The sequence below is a fragment of the Ruegeria sp. HKCCD9138 genome (assembly GCF_057220975.1).
In genome coordinates this window covers 207,060-220,698 of sequence record NZ_JBWVAZ010000003.1, presented here as the reverse complement: position 1 = coordinate 220,698, position 13,639 = coordinate 207,060, and the positions used below count along the sequence as shown (strand labels likewise).

14 protein-coding genes are annotated in these 13,639 nt (G+C 58.3%); 10 read left to right on the top strand and 4 right to left on the bottom strand.

What is annotated here, in order from left to right; translation table 11 throughout:
• The first annotated feature begins 15 nt into the window (after window positions 1-15).
• From AC2TEL_RS06915 to AC2TEL_RS06885, 7 genes are all read left to right on the top strand, one after another.
• Window positions 16-831, top strand: coding sequence for a cytochrome c oxidase subunit 3 (locus AC2TEL_RS06915; RefSeq protein WP_480840661.1), 816 nt, complete (start codon window positions 16-18; stop codon window positions 829-831).
• Between the two features lie 151 nt (window positions 832-982).
• Window positions 983-1,660, top strand: a complete 678-nt coding sequence (locus AC2TEL_RS06910; protein WP_480840659.1) for an SURF1 family protein — start codon at window positions 983-985, stop codon at window positions 1,658-1,660.
• Window positions 1,657-3,045: a threonine synthase gene (gene thrC, locus AC2TEL_RS06905; protein WP_480902847.1), complete on the top strand. Its 1,389-nt coding sequence runs from the start codon at window positions 1,657-1,659 to the stop codon at window positions 3,043-3,045. Before AC2TEL_RS06910 ends, thrC begins: the two co-directional genes overlap by 4 nt.
• Window positions 3,042-4,304, top strand: coding sequence for a M16 family metallopeptidase (locus AC2TEL_RS06900; RefSeq protein ID WP_480902846.1), 1,263 nt, complete (start codon window positions 3,042-3,044; stop codon window positions 4,302-4,304). The genes thrC and AC2TEL_RS06900 overlap by 4 nt, the downstream gene beginning before the upstream one ends.
• Window positions 4,304-4,888 (top strand): GNAT family N-acetyltransferase, encoded by a 585-nt coding sequence (locus AC2TEL_RS06895; protein ID WP_480841427.1) that lies wholly within the window; start codon window positions 4,304-4,306, stop codon window positions 4,886-4,888. Before AC2TEL_RS06900 ends, AC2TEL_RS06895 begins: the two co-directional genes overlap by 1 nt.
• Window positions 4,889-4,994: 106 nt before the next feature.
• A complete protein-coding gene (locus AC2TEL_RS06890; RefSeq protein WP_480902844.1) occupies window positions 4,995-5,813 on the top strand; it encodes an MBL fold metallo-hydrolase in 819 nt (272 codons plus the stop codon).
• Window positions 5,814-5,851: 38 nt separating this feature from the next.
• Window positions 5,852-7,264 (top strand): FAD-binding oxidoreductase, encoded by a 1,413-nt coding sequence (locus tag AC2TEL_RS06885; protein ID WP_480840651.1) that lies wholly within the window; start codon window positions 5,852-5,854, stop codon window positions 7,262-7,264.
• Window positions 7,265-7,305: 41 nt separating this feature from the next.
• On the opposite strand, the gene AC2TEL_RS06880 is transcribed toward AC2TEL_RS06885, so the two are convergent.
• Both AC2TEL_RS06880 and AC2TEL_RS06875 read right to left on the bottom strand, forming a co-directional pair.
• Complete coding sequence (locus AC2TEL_RS06880; protein ID WP_480840649.1) at window positions 7,306-7,788, bottom strand: fasciclin domain-containing protein; 483 nt, start codon at window positions 7,786-7,788, stop codon at window positions 7,306-7,308.
• Between the two features lie 171 nt (window positions 7,789-7,959).
• A complete protein-coding gene (locus AC2TEL_RS06875) occupies window positions 7,960-8,499 on the bottom strand; it encodes an adenine phosphoribosyltransferase (RefSeq protein WP_480840647.1) in 540 nt (179 codons plus the stop codon).
• Between the two features lie 323 nt (window positions 8,500-8,822).
• On the opposite strand from AC2TEL_RS06875, the gene AC2TEL_RS06870 reads away from it, so the two are divergent.
• Window positions 8,823-8,996, top strand: coding sequence for a hypothetical protein (locus AC2TEL_RS06870; RefSeq protein ID WP_170354960.1), 174 nt, complete (start codon window positions 8,823-8,825; stop codon window positions 8,994-8,996).
• 4 nt (window positions 8,997-9,000) lie between these two features.
• Here AC2TEL_RS06870 and AC2TEL_RS06865 read toward each other — a convergent pair whose 3' ends face one another.
• Entirely contained in the window at window positions 9,001-9,630 is a 630-nt protein-coding gene (locus AC2TEL_RS06865) for a LysE family translocator (protein ID WP_480840645.1), read from the bottom strand.
• 365 nt (window positions 9,631-9,995) lie between these two features.
• On the opposite strand from AC2TEL_RS06865, the gene AC2TEL_RS06860 reads away from it, so the two are divergent.
• The gene (locus AC2TEL_RS06860) at window positions 9,996-10,853 is read left to right on the top strand and encodes an alpha/beta hydrolase (protein ID WP_480902841.1); all 858 of its coding nucleotides are present in this window, start codon (window positions 9,996-9,998) and stop codon (window positions 10,851-10,853) included.
• A 16-nt stretch (window positions 10,854-10,869) separates the two neighbouring features.
• Here the strand turns inward: AC2TEL_RS06860 and AC2TEL_RS06855 are convergent, their stop codons facing one another.
• Entirely contained in the window at window positions 10,870-11,742 is an 873-nt protein-coding gene (locus AC2TEL_RS06855; RefSeq protein ID WP_480902838.1) for an S-methyl-5'-thioadenosine phosphorylase, read from the bottom strand.
• A 219-nt stretch (window positions 11,743-11,961) separates the two neighbouring features.
• On the opposite strand from AC2TEL_RS06855, the gene AC2TEL_RS06850 reads away from it, so the two are divergent.
• On the top strand, window positions 11,962-13,596 hold the full coding sequence (locus AC2TEL_RS06850; protein ID WP_480902836.1) for a SulP family inorganic anion transporter: 1,635 nt from the start codon (window positions 11,962-11,964) through the stop codon (window positions 13,594-13,596).
• The last annotated feature ends 43 nt before the right edge of the window (window positions 13,597-13,639 follow it).

Sequence of the window (13,639 nt, the reverse complement as noted above, 5' to 3'; positions counted from 1 at the left end):
AGGTGAGGGACGCTGATGGCACACGCTAAAAACCATGACTACCACATTCTGAACCCGTCTATCTGGCCGCTGATTGGTGCGATTGGCGGATTCACCATGCTGTTCGGCGCCGTTCTGTGGATGCATGGGATTACCCCGTGGATTTTCTGGGCCGGTCTGGTGGCCGTCCTTTACACCATGTTTGCCTGGTGGTCTGACGTCGTGGCCGAGAGCCACGCCGGTGATCACACGCCGGTTGTACGCATTGGTCTGCGCTACGGTTTCATTCTGTTCATCATGTCCGAGGTGATGTTCTTCTTTGCCTGGTTCTGGTCGTTCTTCAAGCATCGCATGTACCCGATGTACGACTATGCCGGCACCGAATACATTCAGCCGGACATCCACGCCGTTGACCCGTTCCACCTGCCGCTGATCAACACTCTGGTTCTGCTGCTGTCGGGCTGCGCGATCACTTGGGCGCACCATGCGTTGGTGCATGGCAACGACCGCAAGGCGCTGGTGCAGGGACTGGCGATTGGTATCGCATTGGGCATCGCCTTTACTGCGCTTCAGGCCTTTGAATACTATGAGCTGCTGGCCCATGATGGCTGGAAATTTGGCGGCGACCAGTTCTATTCGAACTTCTTCATGGCCACAGGTTTCCACGGCGCACACGTGATCATCGGGACGATCTTCCTGAGCGTTTGTCTGATCCGGGCGCTTCGAGGTGACTTCACGCCGGAAAAACACGTCGGTTTCGAGGCCGCTGCCTGGTACTGGCACTTTGTTGACGTTGTCTGGCTGTTCCTGTTCTTTGCCGTCTACATCTGGGGTCAGGCCCCGCTGATGTAACACCGGACAGGTGATCCAATTGCAAAAGCCGCCCCTTGGGGCGGCTTTTTCTCTGTTAAGGGCGCAAGATTGCGCCCGATACAATTGCGTGGTTGCATTTGCGCCCGCGCGCGCCTTAACAAGACGCCGGTTTCTGCAACAAGAGTCTGTCATGCGCCGCATTCTGTTCCTGCTGATCTTCGGCCTTGCCGGTCTGGGCGTGCTGTTGTCGCTGGGCGTGTGGCAGGTGCAGCGGATGGGGTGGAAGCAGGGCGTTTTGGCCGAGATCGAAAGCCGCATTTCTGCTGATCCCATCGCCTTGCCACCGCAGGTTTCCGAAGACGCGGACAAATACCTGCCCGTGACCGTTTCGGGCGAGATGGAGCCGGGTGAAATCCACGTTCTGGTCTCTGTCAAACAGGTCGGGGCGGGGTACCGCGTCATCCAGTCTTTCAGCACCGAGGCTCGGACCATTCTTGTGGACCGCGGCTTTGTCCCGACGGCTGCCAAGGATGCCGAACGCCTGACCGGTCCGATGGAGGTGACTGGCAATCTGCACTGGCCCGACGAGATCGACAGTTACACGCCCGAGGCAGATATCGACGCCAATATCTGGTTTGCCCGGGATGTGCCCAACCTGGCCGCTGCTTTAGGGGCTGAGCCAGTGCTGCTGATCGCACGAACAGTGACCGATCCTGGCGTGACGCCCTTGCCGGTGGATTCGGCGGGAATTCCAAATGATCATCTGCAATATGCAATCACCTGGTTTGGCCTGGCTCTGGTCTGGGCGGCGATGACCGGATACTTCCTGTGGCGCAACCGCGCCAATTCTGAAAGTGACGCGAAATGAAATACATCTCGACCCGTGGGCAAGCGCCCGAACTGACCTTCGAAGAGGCGATGCTGACCGGACTGGCCCGCGACGGTGGCCTGTACCTGCCCGCTGAAATCCCGGTGATGTCGCAAGACGAGATCGCCGCGCTGGCAGGGCTGCCTTATGAGGAAATCGCGTTTCGCGTGATGTGGCCCTATGTCAGCGGATCGTTTGAAGAGGATGAGTTCAGGGCGATCATCGCCCGCGCCTATGAAGGGTTCGGCCATGACGCCCGCGCGCCGCTGAAACAACTGAACGAGAACCACTTCCTGCTGGAGCTGTTCCACGGGCCAACTCTGGCCTTCAAGGACTTTGCCATGCAGCTGATCGGTCAGCTGTTCCAGGTCGCCCTGAAACGTCGCGAAGATCGCGTGACCATTGTTGGCGCAACCAGTGGCGATACCGGCTCGGCCGCTATTGAGGCGTTCCGGGGTCTGGATGCTGTGGATGTGTTCATCCTATTCCCCCATGGCCGCGTGTCCGAGGTACAGCGCCGCCAGATGACAACTCCGGCGGACAGCAACGTGCATGCCTTGGCCGTGGACGGCGATTTCGACGATTGTCAGGCCGCATTGAAGGATATGTTCAACGACTTTGATTTCCGCGACGGGGTGAAGCTGGCAGGGGTGAACTCGATCAACTTTGCCCGCGTTCTGGCGCAGATTGTGTATTACTTCTCGGCTGCCGTAAGTCTTGGCGCGCCACATCGCAAGGTCAGCTTCACCGTGCCAACCGGCAATTTCGGTGACATCTTCGCGGGCTACCTGGCCAAGCGCATGGGCCTGCCGATTGACCGTCTGGTCGTGGCAACCAACCAGAACGACATCCTGCATCGTTGCCTCTCGGGCGAGGGTTATTTCAAAGGCGACACCATCCCCTCGATCAGCCCGTCGATGGATATTCAGGTTAGCTCGAACTTCGAGCGCGCTCTTTACTATGCCTATGGCGAGGATGGCGGTGCAATTGCGCAGCTGATGGATGAACTCAAGAGTGGTGGCTTCAACGTCAGCCAGGGCGCGATGGAAACGCTGCGCGAGAGTTTTGACTCAGGGAGAGTCTCCGAGGATGAGACGCTGGCGACGATCAAGTCCACGCTGGCCCACAGCGCCGAACTGGTGTGTCCCCACACGGCAGTCGGCATCAAGGTCGCGGAAGAACATCGCGTCGCCAGCGTCCCGATGATCACGTTGGCCACCGCGCACCCGGCGAAATTCCCGGCAGCAGTCGAGAAGGCCAGCGATGTGCATCCGCCTCTTCCCTCTCGCATGTCTGATCTGTATGAACGTCCGGAACGGGTGACCCGCATCGCCAACGATCTGGGCGCCCTTGAGGATCATATCAAAGGGCACATCGCTGAGTGACTGTCAGACAAGACCAACTGAAGAACGGATTTCGTATCGTCAGTGAACATATGCCGGGGCTGCAATCTGCGGCCATCGGCATCTGGGTAACCGCCGGCGGGCGGCATGAGCGGATTGAGCAGAACGGGATTGCGCATTTCCTTGAGCATATGGCGTTCAAGGGAACCGAGCGCCGGTCCGCGCTGCAAATTGCCGAAGCGATCGAGGATGTAGGCGGCTACATCAACGCCTATACCTCGCGCGAGGTGACGGCATATTACGCACGTGTGCTGAAAGACGACGTAGCACTGGCGATGGATGTTATCGGCGATATCGTTCTGAACCCGGTTTTCGATCCGCGCGAGATCGAGGTCGAGCGCGGCGTCATCCTGCAAGAGATCGGTCAGGCTTATGACACACCGGACGACGTGATCTTTGACTGGTTGCAAGAGCAGAGCTATCACGATCAACCTCTGGGCCGGACTATTCTGGGCCCGACCGAACGGGTCAGCGCCTTTTCGCGTGAGGACCTGTCGGGCTTTGTGGCAGAACACTACGGACCTGAGCAGATGATCTTGTCTGCGGCAGGTGCGGTTGATCACGATGCGCTCATGAAAATGGCCGAAGACATGTTCGGTCATTTGCAACCGCGCAAGGGGCTGATCGCCGAACCTGCCTGTTTCACGGGCGGTGAAGCGCGGCAGGAAAAAGAGCTTGAGCAGGCCCATTTCGCGCTAGCGTTGGAAAGCCCCGGCTATCGTGATGATGCAATCTATACCGCTCAGATCTATTCGACCGCTTTGGGCGGTGGCATGTCCTCGCGCCTGTTTCAGGAAGTGCGCGAGACGCGCGGACTCTGCTATACGATCTTTGCCCAGACCGGCGCCTATGCCGATACCGGGACCACCACGATCTATGCCGGAACTTCGGCCGATCAGGTCAAAGAACTGGCCACAATTACGATCGACGAGATGAGGCGCGCCGCCGAAGACATGAGCTCCGAAGAGGTTGCCCGTGCCCGCGCGCAAATGAAGGCGGGGATGCTGATGGGGCTGGAAAGCCCGTCGAACCGCGCTGAACGCCTGGCGCGGCTGGTGCAGATCTGGGGCCGGGTGCCCTCGCTGGAGGATACCGTTGCCAAGATTGATGCGGTCAGCACCGAAGATGTCCGTGCATTCGCCGAATGTATGGCCGTCCAGGCCCCGGCCGCTTTGGCGCTGTACGGTCCGGTTTCAAGCGCACCTACACTCGCCGAATTGCAGGAGAGGCGTGCGGCGTGATGCTGTTGGGCCGACGTAAGCTGAAACTCGAAACCGAGCGGCTGAGCCTGCGTCCTCCCGTTCACTCTGATTTTAGTGACTGGACCGCCTTGCGGCGGGCGTCAAAGGAACACCTGACCCCGTGGGAGCCGATCTGGGCATCGGACCATCTGACACGCAAGTCCTTCACCAACAGGGTGTATTGGGCCCAGCGGTCGATTGCCGGCGGAACAGCCGTTCCCCTGTTCCTGTTTCGCCGAAGCGACAATGTGTTGCTTGGTGCGATCACGCTGGACAACATTCGCCGGGGGCCAGCGCAGGCCGGGACGCTTGGCTATTGGACAGGTCAGGCATTTGCGCGGAAAGGATATATGCGCGAGGCAATCGGTGCATTGGTTCACCACGCGTTTACCCGGCTGGATCTGAGCCGCATCGAGGCTGCTTGTCTGCCGGAAAACGCGGCTTCGCGAGGATTGCTGGAAAGCTCGGGCTTCAAATACGAGGGCGTCGCGCAATCCTACCTGCAGATCAATGGACGGTGGCGGACGCATGTGCTCTATGCCAGCCTGCGGTCGGATCGGCGTGGTAAGACCGACGCCGGGTAGCTGGCCCTAGTGGGCCATTGGGGGCTCTGCCCCCAAACCCCCGGGATATTTGCAGCCAGATGAACAAGGGACATGACTTGGCAGCAACTTGCGCTACACTTCCCCCATGCGCTGGGTTGTTGCGGCATTGATGGTGATCTCGGGCGGGGCTGCGGCGCAAGAGCGGCGGCCGAGCCACTGTATCGCCATCGCCGATGCAGCACCGGGGATTGAATACCTTTACAAGGCAGCCTGGAATGACCCGGTTCCAGAGTATTCGGTGCGGATCAGCTATATCGCCCATGCCTCTTTTCTGATCCAGACTCGCGGCGGGCTGAACGCTGTAACGGATTTCACGGGCTTTATCGGTGCGGCAGATCTGATCCCCGACATTGTCACGATGAACCATGCGCACAGCACTCATTGGACCGCCAACCCCGATCCCGCCATTCCCTACGTCCTGCCCGGTTGGGGCGAATTCGGTCAGGGAATCGACCATTATCTCGACCTGGGTGAATTGCTGGTACGCAATGTGTCGACAGATATCCGTTCAGCCTATGGTGGGGTTGAAGAACGGGGCAATTCAATCTTTGTGTTTGAGGTCGAGGGGCTGTGCATCGGTCACCTGGGGCATCTCCACCACGTTCCGTCAGACGAGCAATTTGCGGCGCTGGGGCGGCTGGACGTCGTGATGGCCGCTGTCGACGGGGGAACAACGATGCCACTGCCGGAGATGATCGAGGTACTGAAACGACTGAAGAGTTCGATCATTATTCCGATGCATTGGTTTTCCGGGTTTTCTCTGGAACGCTTCCTGATCGACATCCGGGATGAATTTCCGGTGGAGCGGGACGGGGAATCCGAAATCGTCGTTGCCCTGCGCACGCTGCCGGACCGGCCGACCGTTGTGGTTCTGGAGCCCCGTTATCTGATTGAATTGGAATAGGGCTTGTCGTGACCCGCAGGCTTGGGCAAGGAATGGGCATGACATTGAATCCCGCCGATGACAGCCTTGCCCAAAAGATCCGGGAGCGACTGCCCGAGGATGTGCTGTGTCCTGTCGCTGCGCGCTACCTTGAAGAGCCGCGGGGCCGATTTGCGGGGCAGGCCGGGTTGCTGGCGCTGCCCAGAACGGTCGAACAGGTCAGCACGCTGGTTCAACTTGCCTTCGACGCGTGTGTGCCGATTGTCCCCTATGGCGGTGGCACGGGGCTTGTCGGGGGGCAGGTGGCCCCTGATGGGCCGCAGCCATTGGTAGTCTCGCTTGAGCGAATGGCGGCGATCCGGGCCATTTATCCGACTGAGAATATCTTGATTGCCGAAGCCGGAGCCATTCTGGAAGACATCCAGACCGCTGCGGATGCCGCAGACCGGTTGTTCCCTCTGTCGCTGGCGGCGCAAGGGTCCTGCCGGATCGGAGGGAACCTTGCCACGAATGCGGGTGGCCTCAACGTACTGCGCTATGGCAATGCGCGCGATCTGTGTCTGGGGTTGGAGGCGGTGATGCCCAACGGCGACATCTGGCGCGGTCTGAGCCGGCTTCGCAAGGACAACACGGGTTACGACCTGCGCGACCTGCTGATCGGGTCCGAGGGCACGTTGGGGATCATCACGGCGGCGTCACTGAAGCTGTACCCCAAGCCTGCGGGGGTCGGGACGGCAATTCTTGAGGTTCCGTCGCCTGAAGCCGCCATCGACCTGCTCTCGGTGTTGCGGGATCAGGTTGGCGAGGCTGTCAGCGCGTTTGAGTTGCTTCACCGTCAAGGGCTTGAGTTCCTGTCGGAAGTGTTGCCGAATACCCGTCAACCCTTTGACACGCCCCCGGAATGGAGCGTTCTGGTTGAGCTGGGTCTGGCATCTGCTCAAGATCCCATGGCTGTCCTGGAATGCCTGTACGAGGCGGGGCAGGCACGGGGGCTGGTCACGAACGGGGTGATCGCCCAGAACCTGTCTCAAAGGAATGACCTGTGGTCAGTGCGCGAACAGATACCCGAAGCCAACCGGATCATCGGGTCGGTATCCAGCCACGATATCTCGGTTCCGATTTCGACCATTCCCGAGTTCATCCGACGCGGTGCGGCTGTGGTTGCAGAACTCGGGGATTATCGCATCAATTGTTTCGGGCATCTGGGCGATGGAAACCTGCACTACAACGTGTTTCCACCTAAAGGGCGCAGCAGGTCAGAGGTCGACGACCAAAGACTGATCGTCAAACATGCTATCCATGATCTGGTTCATGAATTCGGCGGCTCTGTCAGTGCGGAACACGGAGTCGGGCGTCTGAAAACCGAAGATGTCGAGCGATATGTCGACCCTACGAAACTGGCAGCCATGCGGGCCATCAAGAATGCGCTTGATCCGAAGGGGATCATGAACCCCGGTGCTGTGCTTCGATAAGGACTGCGGCCCGGATTATCCGGGCCACGCCTAGGATTTTCTTAGGATGCAGGCAGGATGACCTTATCGATCACGTGGATCACACCGTTGTCGGCTTCGATATCGGCCTGAACGACGTTGGCATCGTTGACCATCACACCGTTGTCCAGATCGATCGTGACGTTTCCACCCTGAACCGTGGCTGCCGACATGTCATCGGACAGATCGGTCGACATCACCTTTCCCGGAACCACGTGGTAGGTCAGAATGGCGACGAGCTGATCCTTGTTTTCCGGCTTGAGCAAATTCTCCACCGTACCTTCCGGAAGGGCGGCAAACGCTTCGTCCGTGGGAGCAAATACGGTGAACGGCCCTTCACCTTTCAGCGTGTCAACCAATTCTGCGGCCTGTACGGCAGCGACGAGCGTATTGAAGCTGCCGGCACCGACTGCGGTGTCAACAATGTCCTTCTTGTGCCCGTCAGCAAAGACGGAAGTGGCCAGAAGAACAGTTGCGACGCTGGCGAAAGCAGTTTTGCGAAACATCGAGATAACTTCCCTTGTTGAAAATGCCTCATTTGGCATCGTCCCGGGGACGCGACGACATCGCAAATAGATCACTGCCCGTAACAGAATGGAGATGTTGAAATGAAAAACGCCCGCGCTAAGCCCGGACGTTTTGGTGTTTCCAGTCACGTTCTTGTGATCCGGCTGCCTTTACATGCCCTCGAATTCGCACAAGACGTGGACGTCCATTCCCAAGTTCTCAAGCACCTTGCGGCCACCCAATTCTGGCAAATCGATAATGAACGCACACGAGACGATTTCACCCCCCAGACGCTCGATCAGCTTGATGCCCGCCTCGGCCGTGCCACCGGTGGCCAGCAGATCGTCCACAACCAGGATTTTCTCGCCCGGCTGGATGGCGTCATCGTGGACCTCGACAATGGCCTCGCCATATTCCAACTTGTAATCCTGACTGATGGTGGTGCCGGGCAGCTTGCCCTTTTTGCGGATAGGCACGAAACCCACGCTCAATTGATGCGCGATAGCACCACCCAGAATAAAGCCGCGCGCTTCAAGACCAACTACTTTGTCGATCCGTTCGCCGGCATAGGGATGCAACATCTGGTCGATTGCGATACGAAATCCACGCGGGTCCGCGAACAGGGTTGTCACATCCCGGAACATGATCCCCTCATGCGGGAAATCAACGATGGTTCGGATGTAATCCTTGACGGTCTTGTTTCTGGACATGGGCACTCTACTTCGCGGCAAAAAACACGCCAGTTTTTGGCCCATCAGGTCCATTCATGCAAGGAAAGTCTTTCGACCGAGACTATTTGCGGCGGCGCGTTAAAGTGTTTGGCAGGCTGTAGTAGCGGTACAGCGATGCCGGAAGCCAAGATAGGTGCGGTTTGCGCCAGTTGCGCTGATCTCGCAAAAGAAATGCCTGAGCGACATGAAGATTCATTGCCATAATCCTTTTTTTATTGTTAGGTGCCCGATAACTACAACTTCTATGCTATGTATATACAATGCATCGCATATGGAATCAAGTATTAATAGGAACGGAACGCGTGGCAAAGAAAGACGGCAAGGGTTCTACCAAGAAAAACAGTCAGTTAGTTCTGCGTCTGGACAAGGACGAAAGAGATGCGTTTGTCGAGCTGTGCAAAGAGCTCGACACCTCCGCGGCACGGGAAATCCGGCGCTTTATCCGCGGTTTCATGAAAGAGAACGCGGAAGATTAGGACATCAGGCCGGGCGCCGCAGGATCGCCGTGGCCACACCCATACCCATCAATGTCAGCCCGCCAAAGCGTGTTAGCGCGGTGATGACACCTGCGCGACCAATCGTCCTGCGCAGGCGATCCGCCAGCAATGCATAAGCCAGCGCATTCAACCATGCCAAACCGACAAAGGTGGCAATCAGAATAGCGAATTGCGGGCCAAGCGGCTCGGCCGGGCGCAGGAATTGGGGGACGAAGGCGATAAAAAAGGCAATCGATTTAGGGTTCAGCGCGGTTACGGCCGCCGCATGGCCGAAAACGCTGCGCGCCGTGACGTCTTTTCCAGTGTCCACAGGGCTCAATCCGCCCGAAGGCGCGCTGCGTAGCAGTTTGAGGCCAAGCCACACCAGATAGGCCGCACCCACCCATTTCAGAACGGAAAACAAGGTGGCCGACGCCAGTACCAGCGCACCCAACCCCAGCAGCGACGCTGTCATGGCGATAAAATCACCAGCCGCCACCCCTGTGGCCGAGGCGATAGAAACGCTGCGTCCCTTTGACAGCGCATAACTCAGCACCAGCAACACCGTGGGGCCGGGTATAAGCAAAAGCGCAGTTGAAGCTGCCACAAAGGCCAACCATAAGTCGAGTTCCATAAGGCGTCCCTTTCGTTACTGCGCCAGCAAGCCTTGGTGGCGCAGTAACGTCAAGCCTTTCGTGGCTCTGCCACGCGCTGCATCAGCGTCTCTAGCCACAAAGACTCTTGAGTTGCAGTCAGAAACACCGCGCTGGCCACGAAAAAAGGGTGATACAATGCAGGATATCCGCGTTGAACGCGGTCGCTTTGATCAGACCCAGCACAGCGTAACTATTTGGCATTTCAGGCCGTTAGGCTTGAATCGGTTTCGCTGCTGGTAAATGGGCAACAAGTTAAAGATTGCATTAAGCTTTGCGGGCGTTTCTTGAATTTTCCCGCTACGTTCCCAGACTTCAAGAGCAGCCCACTGTGACGGAGGAACGGATGACGCAGACGCAGGACATCGAACCCAAAGCTTTCTTTCGCTTTCGGCCGTTTGAGGTTGGGAAGGTTCTGATTGCCGTTGTAGTGCTCGTCAGCGTTCTCTACGCGGCGGCGGTTGGGTACATGTATTTCAACCAACAGGCTTTGCTGTACAAACCCGATGGCAAATTGCCTGAGCCCGGCGCGATCGGGTTGGCGGACGTCGAGGTTGTGACGCTTCCCATGTCTGACGGTGTTGAGTTGACTGGTTGGTCTGCGCGCCCGGCCACTGATGGGGCTCCGACGGTTCTGTTCTTTCACGGGCAAAGTGGAAATCTGTCAGACCGGTCCGACCGGTTTCGCGAAATTCTCAACAGCGGTTATGGCCTTCTGGCGCCCAGCTACCGAGGGTTTCCGGGTAGCGGCGGCGAACCTTCTCAAGAGGCGCTGATTTCAGATGGGCTCGCGCTGTTCGACCAGCTCCAGGAGCAGGGTGACGAGGTTGTGCTCCATGGTCAGAGCCTTGGAACCGCAATTGCGGCGGCCGTTGCTGAGCAGCGACCAAACGCCGAATTGCTGGTGCTTGAGGCTCCGTTCACGGCGACTGTCGATGTTGCAGCGGAAAGATACCCATGGTTGCCTGTACACTCCCTGATGAAAGATCAATTCGCCACCCGTGACATCATTGGGGCGATTGAAGTTCCTACTTTGATTTTTCACGGCACAGATGACGAAACCGTTCCAGTTCACCACAGTCATGCGCTGGCGGAGCTAACGGATGAGTCCACGCAGCTTTTCATCATTCCGGGCGGTATGCACAACGATTTGTGGTCGCACGGGCTGTGGCAGGACGTGCGTCAGCAAGTACCTCTGAACTGAAGATACGGCGCCAACGTCAGAGGATTCTTCCGGCAACGGCATCCAGTTTGGCGAGTAACGCCGGGTCGCGCTTCTCGGGCGCGGTCAGGATGGCGTATTCCAGCGCCCGGTCGCAACCATGCGGGCAGGGCTGGCGCTCAGCCCCCAACAGGGACGGCAGACCTTTGACCAAGGCGCGGCCTTTGTCGGCATTGCCGGTCAAAGTCGCTATGATAGCCGCAACGTCGACCTCACCATGGTCAGGATGCCAGCTGTCGTAATCCGTGACCATTGCGACCGAGGCGTAACAAAGCTCGGCCTCACGGGCGAGTTTCGCTTCGGGCATGTTGGTCATGCCGATCACGTCGCAACCCCACTGTTCGCGGTACATCTTCGACTCGGCAAGCGACGAAAACTGTGGCCCTTCCATCGCCAGATAAGTGCCGCCGCGGTGGATGTTGATGCCAGCCGCCTTGCCCGCTGTTTCGCAGGCGTCCGACAGGCGCGGACAGGTTGGATGGGCAACGCTGACATGTGCGACACAGCCGGTGCCAAAGAAGCTTTTCGCGCGCGCGAAAGTCCGGTCGATGAACTGGTCGACGATGACAAAATCGCCGGGTGCCATGTGTTCACGGAATGATCCGCAAGCCGAGACGGAAATCACATCTGTAACACCCAGCCGCTTCAGCGCGTCGATATTGGCGCGATAGGGTACCTCGGTAGGGGAATGCACATGACCGCGGCCGTGGCGCGGCAGGAACGCCATCCCCACCCCATCAAGTGATCCGGTCAGGATCTGGTCCGACGGCATACCCCAGGGCGACTCAACCGTGACCCACTCGGCATTTTCCAGACCTTCGATGTCATAGATGCCCGATCCTCCTATGACGGCGATTTTTGTTTGGGTCACGTGCTGTCTCCGCTTTGTGTTTTCAATTCGGATTATCTGCGTATCGAGGTGCCATTTGGCAAGTATGTTCAGCGGTTTGCATGGAACGAATCTTGAATCGGCAGGGCGATGGTATGCGCAGGATGCATACCAGCATCCCATTTTCGCGGTATCACATATCGATTCGCACAGGTAAAAGGGCGCTTTCGCGCCAACAGACCCAAACCACAGGACAACTCCATGCCCCGAGCCATGCTGGCAAGTTTTGCCAATCGCCTTGCCATACCCGATCTGCGCTGGTCGCCGGACGAAGGGATGACGGTATCGCGTCTGCGGATCGAGCTGTTATCCGGCCTGACCGTGGCGCTGGCTCTGGTGCCCGAGGCCGTGGCATTTGCCTTCGTTGCAGGTGTGCACCCGCTGGTTGGCCTCTATGCAGCCTTTCTGGTTGGACTAATAACCGCATTGATCGGTGGCCGCCCAGGGATGATCTCGGGCGCGACAGGGGCTTTGGCTGTGGTCATGGTGGCGCTGGTGGCCGAGCACGGTGTCGAGTATCTGTTCGCTACAGTTGTTCTGATGGGGATTTTGCAGGTCATCGCGGGCGCGATGCACTGGGGCCGGTTCATCCGATTGGTGCCGCATCCGGTGATGCTTGGCTTCGTGAATGGTTTAGCCATCGTGATTTTTCTGGCGCAGTTGGGGCAATTCAAAGTGCCCGGTACCATGGAAAACACGGGCCACGGCATGGGCGGTGGTGAGTGGCTGTCCGGCATGCAGCTTTACACGATGCTGGGCCTGGTCGCGCTGACCATGGCGGTGATCTGGGTTATGCCGCGTATCACGCGCATCGTACCCGCGCCTTTGGCCGGGATCGCGGTTGTGGCAGCGCTGGTGATCGGTATGGGTCTGGACGTGCCGCGTGTTGGCGACCTGGCCTCAATCGAAGGCGGCCTGCCGAAATTTCACATCCCGATGGTGCCGCTGACCTGGGAAACCTTTGAAATCATATTGCCGTATGCAGTTATTTTGGCTGCCATCGGATTGATCGAATCCTTGCTGACCCTGAACCTTGTGGGCGAGATCACCGGCAAGCGGGGCGGTGCGTCGCAAGAGTGCATCGCGCAAGGCGCAGCGAATGTCGTGACCGGCTTCTTCGGCGGCATGGGTGGATGCGCGATGATTGGTCAGTCGATGATCAACGTGAAATCCGGTGGCCGAACCCGTATCGCGGGCATTGCGGCGGCGATGTTCCTGCTGGTGTTTATCCTGTTTGCGTCACCCCTGATCGAGCAGATTCCGCTGGCCGCTCTGGTGGGCGTTATGTTTATGGTGGTGATCGGCACCTTCGCCTGGAACTCGTTCAAGATTCTGCTCAAGGTTCCGATGATGGATGCCTTCGTGATCGTATTGGTAACGGTTGTCACTGTGATGGAAGACCTTGCCGTTGCGGTGGTCGTCGGCGTAATTGTCTCGGCACTGGCTTATGCCTGGAACAACGCCAAGCGCATCCACGCCGTTACGCGCGACTCCGCCACCGAACAGGGCGCAAAGGTTTACGAAATTCAGGGACCGCTGTTCTTTGGCTCATCGGATGGTTTTGTCGAACTGTTCGACGTGGCAAACGACCCGGAAACCGTGATCGTGGATTTTGCCGACAGCCGCGTCGTCGACCAATCCGCCCTGCAGGCCATCGAGAATGTTGCGGCCAAATATGAGGCGGCAGGTAAGCGCGTCATGCTGCGCCACCTGAGCCGTGACTGCCACAAGCTGCTGACCAAAGCCGGCCACCTGATGGTCGATAGCGATGACGACCCTGATTATGAACTGGTCGTGGACTACTCGGTTCGAACCGGTATTCTGGGCGGCCATTGAGAATTATGCGAGGCTCTGCCTCGCGCTCCGGGATATTTGGAGC

What these genes read in the sequence shown, in the direction of transcription:
- AC2TEL_RS06885 (WP_480840651.1), top strand. Translation starts at nt 5,852, where the DNA reads ATGACATTGAATCCCGCCGATGACAGCCTTGCCCAAAAGATCCGGGAG.
- AC2TEL_RS06880 (WP_480840649.1), bottom strand. Translation starts at nt 7,788, where the DNA reads ATGTTTCGCAAAACTGCTTTCGCCAGCGTCGCAACTGTTCTTCTGGCC.
- AC2TEL_RS06875 (WP_480840647.1), bottom strand. Translation starts at nt 8,499, where the DNA reads ATGTCCAGAAACAAGACCGTCAAGGATTACATCCGAACCATCGTTGAT.
- AC2TEL_RS06895 (WP_480841427.1), top strand. Translation starts at nt 4,304, where the DNA reads ATGCTGTTGGGCCGACGTAAGCTGAAACTCGAAACCGAGCGGCTGAGC.
- AC2TEL_RS06915 (WP_480840661.1), top strand. Translation starts at nt 16, where the DNA reads ATGGCACACGCTAAAAACCATGACTACCACATTCTGAACCCGTCTATC.
- AC2TEL_RS06890 (WP_480902844.1), top strand. Translation starts at nt 4,995, where the DNA reads ATGCGCTGGGTTGTTGCGGCATTGATGGTGATCTCGGGCGGGGCTGCG.
- AC2TEL_RS06850 (WP_480902836.1), top strand. Translation starts at nt 11,962, where the DNA reads ATGCCCCGAGCCATGCTGGCAAGTTTTGCCAATCGCCTTGCCATACCC.
- AC2TEL_RS06860 (WP_480902841.1), top strand. Translation starts at nt 9,996, where the DNA reads ATGACGCAGACGCAGGACATCGAACCCAAAGCTTTCTTTCGCTTTCGG.
- AC2TEL_RS06910 (WP_480840659.1), top strand. Translation starts at nt 983, where the DNA reads ATGCGCCGCATTCTGTTCCTGCTGATCTTCGGCCTTGCCGGTCTGGGC.
- thrC (WP_480902847.1), top strand. Translation starts at nt 1,657, where the DNA reads ATGAAATACATCTCGACCCGTGGGCAAGCGCCCGAACTGACCTTCGAA.
- AC2TEL_RS06865 (WP_480840645.1), bottom strand. Translation starts at nt 9,630, where the DNA reads ATGGAACTCGACTTATGGTTGGCCTTTGTGGCAGCTTCAACTGCGCTT.